The sequence below is a fragment of the Gordonia sp. DT219 genome (assembly GCF_049847065.1).
In the GTDB taxonomy this organism is placed as follows: Bacteria; Actinomycetota; Actinomycetes; order Mycobacteriales; family Mycobacteriaceae; genus Gordonia.
Map to the genome: position 1 here is coordinate 23,853 of NZ_JBNCNR010000008.1, position 12,319 is coordinate 36,171.

The 12,319-nt window shown below is 67.1% G+C and carries 13 protein-coding genes; 9 read left to right on the plus strand and 4 right to left on the minus strand.

From position 1 onward, the window contains the following. Positions 1-38: 38 nt before the first annotated feature. Both ACPXB3_RS11795 and ACPXB3_RS11800 read right to left on the minus strand, forming a co-directional pair. Positions 39-791, minus strand: coding sequence for a queuosine precursor transporter (locus ACPXB3_RS11795; protein WP_425705133.1), 753 nt, complete (start codon positions 789-791; stop codon positions 39-41). Continuing rightward, positions 788-1,276 (minus strand): DUF4307 domain-containing protein, encoded by a 489-nt coding sequence (locus ACPXB3_RS11800; RefSeq protein WP_425705132.1) that lies wholly within the window; start codon positions 1,274-1,276, stop codon positions 788-790. Before ACPXB3_RS11800 ends, ACPXB3_RS11795 begins: the two co-directional genes overlap by 4 nt. Before the next feature lie 141 nt (positions 1,277-1,417). On the opposite strand from ACPXB3_RS11800, the gene mca reads away from it, so the two are divergent. The 6 genes from mca to ACPXB3_RS11830 all read left to right on the plus strand — a co-directional run bounded on the left by mca (position 1,418) and on the right by ACPXB3_RS11830 (position 8,699). Then, positions 1,418-2,284: a mycothiol conjugate amidase Mca gene (mca, locus tag ACPXB3_RS11805; RefSeq protein WP_425727770.1), complete on the plus strand. Its 867-nt coding sequence runs from the start codon at positions 1,418-1,420 to the stop codon at positions 2,282-2,284. Then, positions 2,281-2,586: a hypothetical protein gene (locus ACPXB3_RS11810; protein ID WP_425705131.1), complete on the plus strand. Its 306-nt coding sequence runs from the start codon at positions 2,281-2,283 to the stop codon at positions 2,584-2,586. The genes mca and ACPXB3_RS11810 overlap by 4 nt, the downstream gene beginning before the upstream one ends. A gap of 61 nt (positions 2,587-2,647) precedes the next feature. Next, positions 2,648-4,912: a 2OG-Fe(II) oxygenase gene (locus tag ACPXB3_RS11815; protein WP_425727710.1), complete on the plus strand. Its 2,265-nt coding sequence runs from the start codon at positions 2,648-2,650 to the stop codon at positions 4,910-4,912. A 52-nt stretch (positions 4,913-4,964) separates the two neighbouring features. Then, positions 4,965-5,726 (plus strand): helix-turn-helix transcriptional regulator, encoded by a 762-nt coding sequence (locus tag ACPXB3_RS11820; protein WP_425727711.1) that lies wholly within the window; start codon positions 4,965-4,967, stop codon positions 5,724-5,726. Continuing rightward, the gene (locus ACPXB3_RS11825; RefSeq protein WP_425727712.1) at positions 5,723-6,574 is read left to right on the plus strand and encodes a hypothetical protein; all 852 of its coding nucleotides are present in this window, start codon (positions 5,723-5,725) and stop codon (positions 6,572-6,574) included. Before ACPXB3_RS11820 ends, ACPXB3_RS11825 begins: the two co-directional genes overlap by 4 nt. 127 nt (positions 6,575-6,701) lie before the next feature. Beyond that, positions 6,702-8,699: a thioredoxin domain-containing protein gene (locus ACPXB3_RS11830; protein ID WP_425727713.1), complete on the plus strand. Its 1,998-nt coding sequence runs from the start codon at positions 6,702-6,704 to the stop codon at positions 8,697-8,699. Positions 8,700-8,704: 5 nt separating this feature from the next. Here the strand turns inward: ACPXB3_RS11830 and ACPXB3_RS11835 are convergent, their stop codons facing one another. Further along, complete coding sequence (locus ACPXB3_RS11835) at positions 8,705-9,307, minus strand: TetR/AcrR family transcriptional regulator (protein ID WP_425705126.1); 603 nt, start codon at positions 9,305-9,307, stop codon at positions 8,705-8,707. An 80-nt stretch (positions 9,308-9,387) separates the two neighbouring features. On the opposite strand from ACPXB3_RS11835, the gene ACPXB3_RS11840 reads away from it, so the two are divergent. Beyond that, complete coding sequence (locus tag ACPXB3_RS11840; RefSeq protein ID WP_425705125.1) at positions 9,388-9,786, plus strand: DUF4345 domain-containing protein; 399 nt, start codon at positions 9,388-9,390, stop codon at positions 9,784-9,786. A 54-nt stretch (positions 9,787-9,840) separates the two neighbouring features. Here the strand turns inward: ACPXB3_RS11840 and ACPXB3_RS11845 are convergent, their stop codons facing one another. Beyond that, positions 9,841-10,464, minus strand: coding sequence for a histidine phosphatase family protein (locus ACPXB3_RS11845; protein WP_425727714.1), 624 nt, complete (start codon positions 10,462-10,464; stop codon positions 9,841-9,843). Between the two features lie 178 nt (positions 10,465-10,642). Between ACPXB3_RS11845 and ACPXB3_RS11850 the strand changes: the two genes are divergently transcribed. Both ACPXB3_RS11850 and ACPXB3_RS11855 read left to right on the plus strand, forming a co-directional pair. Continuing rightward, complete coding sequence (locus tag ACPXB3_RS11850) at positions 10,643-11,677, plus strand: alpha/beta hydrolase (protein WP_425705123.1); 1,035 nt, start codon at positions 10,643-10,645, stop codon at positions 11,675-11,677. A 31-nt stretch (positions 11,678-11,708) separates the two neighbouring features. Then, positions 11,709-12,185 (plus strand): DUF732 domain-containing protein, encoded by a 477-nt coding sequence (locus tag ACPXB3_RS11855; protein ID WP_425727715.1) that lies wholly within the window; start codon positions 11,709-11,711, stop codon positions 12,183-12,185. Positions 12,186-12,319: the final 134 nt, after the last annotated feature.

The window sequence follows — 12,319 nt, forward strand, 5'->3', positions numbered from 1 at the left end:
TTCCGACCAGGATACCAGCGAAGGAGAAGGGATGCACGTCAGGATGATGCCGCGCGCGCTTCTTCCAGTGCTTGCCCATACGAGGGTTCGGCCCGCTTGAGCCACGCACAGACCAGATAGGTGATCGGCATGACGACGACCTCGACCAAGGTCTTCCACACGAACCCGACGATCGTGTAGTTGATGAAGTCGCCCCACGTCGAAATACCCAGCGCAGACGCTGCGATCGAACAGAAGACGAGAGTGTCGGCGAACTCGCCGACAACCGTCGAACCGATGAGGCGCGCCCAGAGCCGCCGTTCACCTGCCCGCTCTTTCATCTTCACCAGGACAAAGGAATTCAGGAATTCACCGGCGAGATATCCGAGCAATCCGGCCAGTAAGAATTGCGGAACGACGCCGGCCACGGTTTTGAAGGATTCCTGGCCGGAATAGAACGGCGCCGCGGGCAGATGAATCGTCGCCCAGAAACACGCGGACGCGATGAGCAGGACGACGAATCCGGCGAGAATGACACGGCGCATCGTCTTGAACCCGTACACCTCGCTGATGACGTCGCCGAGGACGTAGGCCAGCGGGAACAGGTAGAAGGCGCCGTCGGTGACGAGTCCGTTGAGATGGAACGGTCCGGCGTCGAGGTGCAGCCACTGGTCGAACAGGAGCACGCCCTTGGTGCCGGTGATGTTGCTGATCAGCATGATGCCGACGAACAACGCCGTCAGCATCGGCAGATATGGGCTCGAGACGGTCGCGAACACGGCCCGTCGTTGGCGGGTGGCGGTCTCGGTCACCGCGGCCGCCCGGCGGCCGGTGCTCCGGTGAGATAGGCCGGCACGCTGGTCGAGCAGCCGAACACCTCGCCGATGACCGGGGGCTGGGAGGTCTTGACCTCGACGCGGTGACCTTCCTGGACCTCGCCCGGGCCGATCAGGACCTCGCGGCGCCCGGTTTCCGAGCCGTCCTTGGAACGCGCGCGGACGACGCAGGCCACCGGCTCGGACGGATCCGCCCGGTTGACGGTGAACTGCACGGCGACGGTGGACGGGTCGAGGACCTGGTAGCCGGTGGCCTCACCGGATACGTCGGGATCGGCGAACTTCTGGTAGCCGATGAGGGCGAGGACGACCCCGATGACGACCACGAGAACCGACAGTGCGATGAACCACAGGCGCCGACTGGACGCCGAACGAGGGACGGGATAACTCGCCCGCGGGCCGCTGTGGGGGCGATCCTGCAGGTCGGGGCCCGGTGGCGTGCCCCCGTCTGAACTGTTCACGGGTCAATACCTACCATGGCAGGAGTACCGACCCGAAGGCGAGGAACCGTGCGCGAGACCGACACCGCCGAATCAGATCCGTCGACACCGTCGACGCATGGGGTTGCCCCGACTGCGACCCCCGGCGGGGGATTCCGTGTGATGGCGGTGCACGCCCACCCCGACGACGAGTCGAGCAAGGGCGCGGCCACCTCCGCGAAGTACGCGGCCGAGGGCAATGATGTCCTCATCGTGACCCTGACCGGGGGAGAACGCGGCGACATCCTGAACCCGGCGATGGATCGTGCGGGCATCAAGGAACGTATGAGCGAGGTCCGCAAGGAGGAGATGGCCAAGGCCGCCGCCGCCCTCGGCGTCGAGCAGCGGTGGCTGGGCTTCGTCGACTCCGGGCTGCCCGAGGGCGACCCGCTGCCCCCGCTGCCGGAGGGGTCGTTCGCGACGCTTCCGCTCGAAGTGTCGACGGAGGCGCTGGTCAAGGTGGTGCGCGAGTTCCGGCCCCACGTGATGATCACCTATGACGAACACGGCGGATACCCACATCCCGATCACATCATGTGCCACCAGGTGTCGGTCGCCGCGTTCGAGACGGCCGGCGATCCCGACGCCTACCCGGGCACCGGCGAACCGTGGACGGTGTCGAAGTTGTACTACACACACGGTTTCATCCGCGATCGGATGGTGCTCTTCTCCGACGAATTCGAGCGGCACGGCCAGGAGAGCCCGTTCAAGGAGTGGCTGAGCAAGTGGGACGGGAGTCGCGGCGACCTGATGGCACGGGTGACCACCCAGGTCGAGTGCGGCAAGTACTTCCCACAACGCGACGATGCGCTGCGGGCACACGCCACCCAGATCGACCCGAACGGTGTGTTCTTCGCGGTGCCGCTCGAATGGCAGCAACGGCTCTGGCCCACCGAGGAATTCGAGTTGGCGCAGACCCGGGTCACGACCTCGATCCCGGAGAGCGATCTGCTCGCGGGCGTCGAGGCGAGCAGTGAGGTACCTCGATGACATCACCACTGAACACCGCGATCCTGGCGGCCGCGCAAGAGCCGCAGGGTCCCGAGTTCGGCAAGGCCTCACCACTGGGGTTGCTGATCATCGTCCTGTTGCTCATCGGAACCGCGCTGCTCATCTGGTCGATGAACCGGCAACTGCGGAAGCTGCCGAAGAACTTCGACGCCAACCATCCCGAGGCCGACCAGGAGTTCGACGAGGGCACCGATTCGGTGAGCCCGCCCGGCGACCAGCCGGCGGGTGAGGTGAACGTCGCCGACGACACCGGCGTGGTGAAGAAGTCCGCCGACACCTGATAACGGCGCCGACGGATCATCGTGACCGAACTGCGCCGATGGCGTTGGTAGGTTGTCGGTTGTGGTCAGGTCTGCGCGGGAGAAGGTAGCCCTGTTGTTGCAGGGCCATGAGTCGGCGGGGTCGTTCAGCGCCGAGATGTCGGCGCCGGCCGCAGGCGTGACCTTGTCGGTCGAAGCGGTCGGTCCGGTGAAGCTTCCGATCGGCGCGCAGCAGGAGAGGAAGCTGGTGTCGGTCGCGCGCCCGGCGATGTTCGGGCTCGGTGAGCAGACCCTGACCGACACGTCGGTGCGAGACACCTGGGAGTTGACCGCCGACCAGGTGAGTCTGGGCGGCGCGTTCGACCAAGTCCTCGACGACGTGCTGGCCGAGGCGCACGAGGAGCTCGGTCTGCCGCGGGGGGCACGTCTGCGCGCGGAGCCGCATTCGCTGCTGGTCTACGGGCCGGACCAGTTCTTCGCGCCGCATCAGGACTCGGAGAAGGACGACGAGATGGTGGCGACGCTTGTGGTGTCGCTGCCCTCGGTCCACACCGGTGGGGAACTCGTGGTCAGCCACGGCGGGGAGACCCGCGCGTACCGCCACGCCGACCGGAGCACGATCGGCTTCGTCACCTTCTACGCCGACTGCGTCCACGAGGTGCGCCCGGTCCGTTCCGGGCGGCGAGTGACGATGACATTCAACCTGCTCGTCACCCGCGACGTCGAGGAGGACGAGATCGACCCCGACGAGGAGTTGGCGTCCTTGATCGGCGAACACTTCACCACACCGGTGATCCGACACTGGTCCGGCGAGCCGCCTCGGGCGCCGAACCGACTCACCGTGCTGCTCGATCACCAGTACAGCGAACGTGGGCTGGCCGCCGGCCGACTCAAGGGCCGCGATGTCGAGTGGGTGAACCGACTGCGGGCGGCCGCCGACCGTGTCGGCTGTGCGAACGCACTCGCGCTGGCGGAGATCCGGGAGACGCGGAACGCCTACGACGATGGCACGTCGTGGCGCTACCGGTACGACGATGATGAAGGAGAAGAAAGCGAGGCGTACGACGACGGTGAGCCGTCGTACGACGTCGGTGAGCTGCTCGACGACCAGATCACTCTGGGCTGGTGGAAACGTGCCGGCGTGGGCCGCGGGGAGTCGATTGGCCTGCACCCCGACGAGAGTGAGGTCTGCGCGGTCACCCCGACGGCGTCGTTGATCCCGTACGAATCCGAGTACGAGGGTTACATGGGCAACTACGGCAACACCCTCGACCGTTGGTATCGCCGAGCCGCGATCGTGCTCTGGCCGACGGCACGGGACTTCATCGCCCGCGCCGAGGCCGACCTGCCCAACGCGATCGCCGAGCTCGATGCCCGGTTGAGCGAGGGGGGCGACCTCGATCGCGCCCGGGCCGACGCCCGGGAGCTGGTCGACTTCATCGGAGCCGGTAACTCGGACCTGCTCACCGGCCTCCTGTCGGTTGCCGATGCTCTCGATGACGCCGAACTTGCCCAGCTTCTGCTCACGCAGCTCACGGGCGATGCACTGACCGCAGATCACGCCACCGCGCTCGCGGGCGTCGCCGCGCGATACGGAGATGTGTGGGCGCAGACATTGATCGAGTCCTGGTTCACGGTCGATGGCTACTGGCACGGACGCTGGGTACACGGACGTCGCGAATGGGTGAACGAGACCCTGCCCGGCCTGGCATCGGAGCTGCGGCGGGCCGGCTCGGTCAGCGTCGTCAGTTATGTCTGCCGACAGAATTGGGCGATCCTGTCGGAGTCGTTCGGTGCGGAACTGACGGAGGGGCCGCGATCTCGGGCCGAAGGCATGGCGTCGCTGGTGAACCCGGCGGAAGCGCTCTTGAGAGCGGCCGACGCGGAGATGGTCGAGGAGTTCGTCGGCGCCCTCAGGGACTACGACGACGGCGTGCTCGATCTGGAGGTTCCGCTGCTGCGCCGACTCGGTGCCGATGCGCCATCGTCTTTGGTCGATGACGCCGTGTGTCGACTGGAGACTCAGCTCGGCGCTCCGCCTCGACCCGCAGACGACTGGTCGATCGTGTGGTCGGGGTGCGGGTGCGACCGGTGCGAGACGTTGCAGGGCTTCCTCGGCGACCGCAATGCAACCGAACTCGATTGGCGGCTGCGAACCGACGGACGCCAGCACGTCCAGCATCGGATCGAGGCCGCCGAGCTCCCGGTCGCCCATCGCACGATTCGAAAGGGCAGCCCCTACACCTTGCGGCTGGCCAAGCGGCCGGACCTGCACAAGCGCGAAGCCTCGGAACGTCACCGAGCGGCGGCAGACCTGGCCTGGCTGGTCGGAGGAGTATCGAAGTAGGTCGACGGTGGCCTCCCGTTGCATATTTGCAACTCTGATCTAGACTGCTCATGTGGACCTCGCTGAGCGCATCTCGACCCTGCGGCGCGTCAACGACCTGAGTGCCCGCCAGCTTGCGGCGCTGGTCGATGTCGCGCCGACGACCGTCACGCGGATCGAGTCCGGCGCGGTCAGCCCATCGTTCGATCTGGCTCAGGACATCATGGCGGTGTTGGGGGAGCCGATTGGATTCACGAGTTCGGCTGATGTCTCTGCGATTGCCGCCGCGCGGTTGGCACTCGATCCGATGCTCGATCTCACGGTGGCGCCCGGCGTCGAGGTGTGGCGTCGACGATGGGCTCGGATCGGGCTCGTCGACGAGAAGGGGTTTGCGATCAGCGGTAAGGAGGCCGACCTGATGTTCCGTGCCGGTCGCGCTGCTCGTCTCACGCGGCGTTCGGGTTCCGTGGACTTCAAGACGGGGCCGACCGCGTATGACGTTGCCGACTCTCTCCACAGCGCTGGTTTCGACTACGCCGTGACCGGCGACACTGGCGCGAACCTCTATCGCTCCAGCGCGGGGGAAGCTTGGCCGGTCCTGTACGTCGAGGACGTCGACCGTGCAGCCGAAACGGTTGGGCTCGCACGCAAAGAGTCTGGTTCGTTCGGCACACGCCTCACGCTGATTCCCTTCGACGGGGTCTGCGAACTCGGCAGGGTGTTGGTCGACGGTGTGACAGTGGTTGCACGCGATCAGGTCATCATCGACGCCTACGGCGGTGTCGACCGCATGACTGAGCAGGCTGACATCCTGTTGGGACGTCGAGTGACGTGACGGAGTTCGAGGAGCCTCGCAACGAGACCGAGTGGAGCCGCCGCGCGATCATCAACGTGGTCGGAGTCCTCGCGGTCCACTCCGAATCACTGACACTGGTCGGGGCGCATGCCGTCCTGCTGCGCACGATGAACCTCGACGTGCCGGGAATGCCAACGGGCGACGGTGATCTCGGTGTGACACCAGGGTTGGTGGGCGAGGTGCCCAGTATCGAGGCGCTCCTGGCCGGCGAAGGCTACGAACACCGCACCACGGCGAGGCCCGGTCTCTGGGGTCGCGAGCCGTACGACGAGTCCGACGGAACGCGGTCGTTCCGCGAGAAGATCGACCTGCTCGCTCCTCACGGACTATCGGGGACCACCAGCCGGACCAGGCGTGGCGTTCCGGCTCTCCAGCCGGCACACGGCAAGCTCGCGGTCGGCAACGCCCTCGGCCTGGAACTCGCGGCGTTCAACCGGTCGCTGGTGACGATCATCGACTTCGCCGATCCACGACTCTCGGCAGAGGTCCACGTCGCCGAGATTCCTGCGCTCGTCCTCGCCAAGTGTTCCAAGGTGGGCGAACGCCTGCGCGAGCCACACAAGGGCCGGGTGCGCGACAAGGACCTCGGCGACTTGTGGCGGCTCATGGCCGTGGCCGATCCGGACGACGCCGTCCGGATCATCACAGGGTTCCTTGACCACCCCGAGATCGGTGATGACGTCCGCCAGAGCGTCGAGTGGACCGCCGGCGTTTTGCAAGACCCGGCGAGTGTCGAGCGAGTCAAGTCTGCCTTCGACACGTTCGTCGCTCCAGCAGAGATCGACCGAGTCTTCGCGGGGTGGCGTGAAGCGCTGCCTCCTGTCTGACGCGTTGCACCGCGCCCGGCCGCCGGTCCGGCATACCCTCCTAGGCTGGACGAGAGGGAGTCGCGCCGGACGCCCGTGCATCGCTTCAGGAAAGTGGCACGCCTGCCACTCGTGAGGAGTCACAGTCATGGCCAATCGTCTCGCCTCCGCGACGAGTCCCTACCTGCGGCAGCACGCCGACAATCCCGTGCAGTGGTGCGAATGGAGCGATGACGCGCTCGCGCAAGCGCGGCGCCGCGACGTTCCCGTGCTGCTGTCGGTCGGCTACGCCGCCTGCCACTGGTGCCATGTGATGGCGCACGAATCGTTCGAGGACGAGGCGACGGCGGCGCAGATGAACGACGGCTTCGTCTGCGTGAAGGTCGACCGCGAAGAACGCCCCGACATCGATGCAATCTACATGAACGCCACCGTGGCGATGACGGGGCAGGGCGGCTGGCCGATGACCTGCTTTCTCACCCCCGACGGCGAGCCGTTCTATTGCGGCACCTACTTTCCCGGTACCCCGCGCAACGGGATGCCATCGTTCCGGCAGTTGCTCACCGCGATCACCGAGGCGTGGACACAGCGGCGCGACGAGGTGACCGCGGTCGGGGTGCAGGTGCGAGAGCATTTGCACGCCAACGCGTCTGCGCTTCCGGCAGGTTCGCTGCCCGTCGACGACCGGCTCCTGGCGCATGCGGTGGCCGCCGTACTCGGCGACGAGGACCGCGAATCCGGTGGCTTCGGGGGCGCGCCCAAGTTCCCGCCGTCGGCGCTGCTGGAAGGACTCCTCCGGCACAGCGAACGCACCGGCAGCCCTGAGGCACTCGACGCCGTCCGGCGCACCTGCGAGGTGATGGCCCGCGGCGGAATCTACGATCAGCTGGGCGGTGGATTCGCTCGCTACGCGGTCGACGACGACTGGGTGGTACCGCATTTCGAGAAGATGCTCTACGACAACGCGCAGCTACTGCGGGTGTACGCGCATCTGGCCCGCATCACCGACGACCCGCTGGCGATCCGGATCACCGGCGAAATCGTCGAGTTCTTGCGCCGCGATCTTCGGGTGGGCGGTGGATTCGCCTCGGCCCTCGACGCCGATGCCGCCGGCGTCGAAGGATCGACATACGTGTGGACCCCGGCGCAGCTCGTCGAGGTACTGGGCGAATCCGACGGCCGTTGGGCCGCCGGACTTTTCGGTGTCACCGGGTCGGGGACCTTCGAGCACGGCACCTCGACACTGCAGCTATGCGTCGATCCTGACGACGACGCCCGATTCGCCGACGTACGGCATCGGCTGCTCGCTGCGCGCGCCGAGCGTCCCCAACCCGCCCGGGACGACAAGGTGGTCACCGGGTGGAACGCGATGGCCGTCACCGCCCTCGTTGAGGCGGGTCTGGCGTTGAGCCGCCCGGAATGGGTCGATCTCGCCGGCGAGATCGCCGTGACGCTGCTGCGTGAACATGTCCGCGACGGCCGGCTGCGCCGGGCATCGCTCGGCGGCGTGGCCGGTGAACCCGCCGCGGCGCTTGAGGATCACGCCGCACTGGTGACCGCACTGCTGTCGCTGCATCAGGCGACCGGCGACATCGCGGTGCGCGAGCAGGCCGTGGACCTGCTCGACCGCACGATAGCGACGTTCGCGGACCCGGACGAACCGGGTAGCTGGTACGACGCCGCCGGTGACGACCTGATCGCGCGGCCACGCGACCCGATCGACGGGGCGACTCCGGCAGGTGCCTCGCTGCTGGCCGAGGCGCTGCTGAGTGCATCGCTACTCGCGCTGCCCGAGCGCGCCGCCCGCTACGCCGATCTGCTCGACGCCACCCTCGGTCGCGGTGCGGTGTTGCCTGCCAAGGTGCCCCGGTCGGCGGGGCACTGGCTGACCGTTGCGCAGGCCCGAGTGGCCGGACCCCTGCAGGTCGCGGTGTCGCAAACTGCCGACAGCGCAGGGGGACTCGCATCTGCCGCCCGCCGGGCCGCACCTGGTGGGGCGGTTGTGGTTGCCGGTCAACGGGATTCGCTGCCGCTGCTGCACGACCGAGGCGTCGTCGGTGGTGCCGACGCCGCGTACATCTGCCGGGGGACCGTCTGCGATCTACCGGTCACCGAGGTCACCGAGCTGCAGGCCGCGTTGCGCTGAGCCGCTCAGTGCCGGCGCGTGACGAGGAGGTCGACGTGCGCGCCGACCGTGGAGTCGAGTGCGGCCATGCAGAGTTCGTGGTTCTCCTCGGGCGTGATCTTTTGATCCAGCAGGGCGGCGAGCGTGCCGGCGCGGACGAAGGCAATCCACCCGGTGAACCCCACGTCGGCCAGATCGCGTGCATGACCGGTACATCCGGCGTCGTCGAGGAACGAATTCCACAGCGAGGCCAGGACGCGATCGATCGGCCCACGCACCGCGGGATCGGCAGACACCGAACTACGGTTGGCGGTCAGGACGAGCGGAAGGTTCTCGGCGTAGAAGTCGAGATAGGCGGTGAGCGCGGTCTCGATCCGGTCTCGGACGGTGGCGGTTGCCGTGGTCGATGCCTTCGTCCGCAATCGGGTGTGTGCCCGCTCCCACACTGCGCCGAAGAAATGGGCCTTGGTGGGGAAGTGGTTATAAAGGAGCCGACGCGTGACGCCGGCCGTGGCTGCCATGTCCTGCATCGAGAGCTCCTCGAAGTCCCCGGTACCGAAAAGGCGTTCCCCGACGTCGAGCAATGACTCGCGGCGTTCCTCCGGTGACATCCGTCGGCGGCTCGGCATCGCTTCATCCTAGGCCTTGCCCCGGCTCGGTCCGAAGCCTATCGTCGTCTTATTACACACGAGTGAAATAGAGGTGATGAATGCTCAGGGCTTTCCGTGTATGGCTGGTGATATTCGGGTCGGTCGTCCTCGGTATTGCCTTGGCGCACTTGTTCTTCGGGCAGACGACGTACATCGGCGGCGGCACTGTCGACGCGACGATGGAGTCCGATCTGCGGTTCTTCAACATTCTCTTCGCGGCGTACGGTCTCGGATTCGTCTGGGCGGCACAGGATGTCCCCGGCCGGGCACGAGTCGTCGATCTGCTCGGTCTGCTGTTCTTCCTCGGCGGACTGGCCCGTCTGCTCGCGTGGGTGACGGTCGGGACGCCGAGCTGGTTCTACCTGATCATGACGCCGGTCGAATTGATCGTCCCCGTGGTCAACCACTTCCTGTTGCGTGCGGTCACGAAGCCGGCGGTCGGCGGCGTAACTGTCTGAACGACAACGCTTCTCCGGGGCGGAGGCTGGTGGCGTCGGCGGGTGTGGACGACCTCAGATCGAGGTGGGCGACGCCCATTCGCCGACGGGCCCGCGCAGTTCGGACAACCGGCGGTCGCCGCCGGCCTCGGCGAGCAACGCCGAACCTGCGGGGCGCAGATCGATGTCGGCGCCCTGGGTGATGGGCCACCGCAGGAAACGGCACACGAACGAGCGTGAGAAGTGGCCGTGGGATACCACCACGACGTCGGAGATCGCGAGCCGGGACTCGACCCGGTCGACGGCGGCGTCGACCCGCCGGGTCATCTGCTCGACCGATTCGCCGCCGGGCGCCCCGTGGGTCCAGATCGCCCATCCGGGTTCGTGATCGGCCTGGATCTGGAGACGGGTGAGGCCCTCGTAGTCGCCGTAGTCCCACTCCGCGAACAACTCGTCGGTCTCGTCGACGTGCAATCCGGCCAATTCGGCGGTTCGCTGGGCTCGGCGTCGGGGTGAGGCGAACACATACGGGTTGTGCAGGCCGATCCGTTCGGCGATTCCATGCAACGCCGAGGCGTCGGCCTCGCCCTTGGGGGTCAGGTCGATATCGGTGCGGCCGGTGTGCTGATCCGACAGCGACCATTCGGTTTGTCCGTGGCGGATCAACAGGACGCGGTGGCGGGGCCGGTCAGAGGACACGTCGATGAGCTTAACCCGAGTGCGTGCTCCCACCCAGGTGTGTCGTGATTCACATTGCGTTACAGCGAGGTTCGCCCGATTTGCCGCTGTATGGGCAGTAACGGGCGGTGCGCTAATGTCGATAACCTCGGTCGTGAGCATGACCTCGGTGTGTGAAGAAGTGAATGGGAGCGGTGTGATGTCGAGAGTGGCGGACAGAAGTGGGTCGTGGCGGCGGCCACGGCATCGATCGTTGACCCTCCGGCTTCTGGTTCTCGTGGTCAGCCTGGCCAGTGCTGGTGCGCTGCTCGTCGTCGGGGAGGGATTCGCGCAGGCGGCAGTGCCCGCGCAGACCTGGTGGATCGACTCGTGCGGGATGCCGACGCAAAGCCCGGGCGGCCCCGCCCATACGGTCAAGGTGCGCGCCTGGACCCGCCCCGGCAACCGCAAGACGGTCGTGCTGCTCGACGGCCTGCGCGCCACCGACGACGCCAGCGGCTGGGAGCACGGCACCCATGTGGCCGACCTCGCCAACCGCGGGGTGAACGTGATCGAGCCGGTCGGCGGCTATGAGAGCTTCTACACCGACTGGAACGCACCGGACAATTTCAGCCGGCAGACCTACACCCAGAAGTGGGGATGCGTGGTCAGCCGGAGTCTGGTCCGGGCAATGGATGCGCGTGGGCTGCGTGGGCCGTCGGGGCACTACGCGATCATGGGTGTGTCGATGAGTGGTAGCTCCGCCCTGATCACCGCCGCCAACAACCGCCGTGATTTCGACGCCGCGGGTTCACTGTCAGGGCTGCTCAACATCACCGCACCGGGCATGCGCTCGGCGATCCGCGCGGCAATGGTGTTCCCGGCGATCGACGGCGGCACGCCTGCGATGAATGTCGACGCGATGTGGGGACCGCCGTGGAGTCCCCGCTGGTTCGACAACGACCCGTTCGTGCAGATCGGCAAGATGCGGGGCCTGCGGCTGTTCCTGTCCACCGGCAGCGGCATTCCCGGCTACACCGCCACCCCGCAGGCCGTGTTGGCGAATCCGGCGTTGCTGATCCAGGGCGTGCCGCTGGAGACGTTGTCCTCGGCGCTGACCCACACCTTCGACATCCAGGCCATGATCAACGGGGTTCCGGTCATGACCGACTACCCCGTGTCGGGAATGCATGACTGGCCGTACTGGCAGGATGCCGTCTACAACGCCTTGAACCGGGGCTTCTTCCGTGCCTGAGGCCCGCCGAGGCCGGGCGGCGAGCGGTCCCATGCGGGCCGTTCTCGCCGCCGGGTGCGTCCTGGGCGCAGTCCTGCTCGGCGGATGCGGCAGCTCCGACAACGCAGCTGATTCGGCCGCGTCGGGTTCGGTCACCACCTCGAGCGAGTCCGCGACGTCCTCCGTCCCGGCGAGCACCACCACGTCGTCGCATGCTCCGGCGCCGTCGGCGTCCCCGTCGGCCCCGCCGAGTCGGATCGAGCTGCCGAGCCAGGGCACCGCCGAGACGGTGGCGCCGCCGGCGTCGGGGGCCCGCAGTGCCTTCCTGGCGACGCTGCGTGACAAAGGGGTCAACCTCGACCCGGACACCGCTGTCTCGCTGGGTCACTCGGTCTGTCATGTACGCAAGACCGGTGGCGAGGATGCGGCGCGCCAGTTCGCCGCCCCGGTCATGAAGCAGTCCACCGGAACACAGGCCACCGATGCGCAGGTGGCGGCTTTCGTCGATGCGTCGAGAGGTCTCTGCTGAGGTCGGTCCGTGGACGATTTTGGGGCGATGTGACGCGTCGTGGTAGCCTCGCTTCCGTGATCAGCACCGTGCGCGCCTATTGGCGTTTCTTTATCGAGGCTCCGGGTGAGCCTGCGATGAAGCGCTGATTGCGT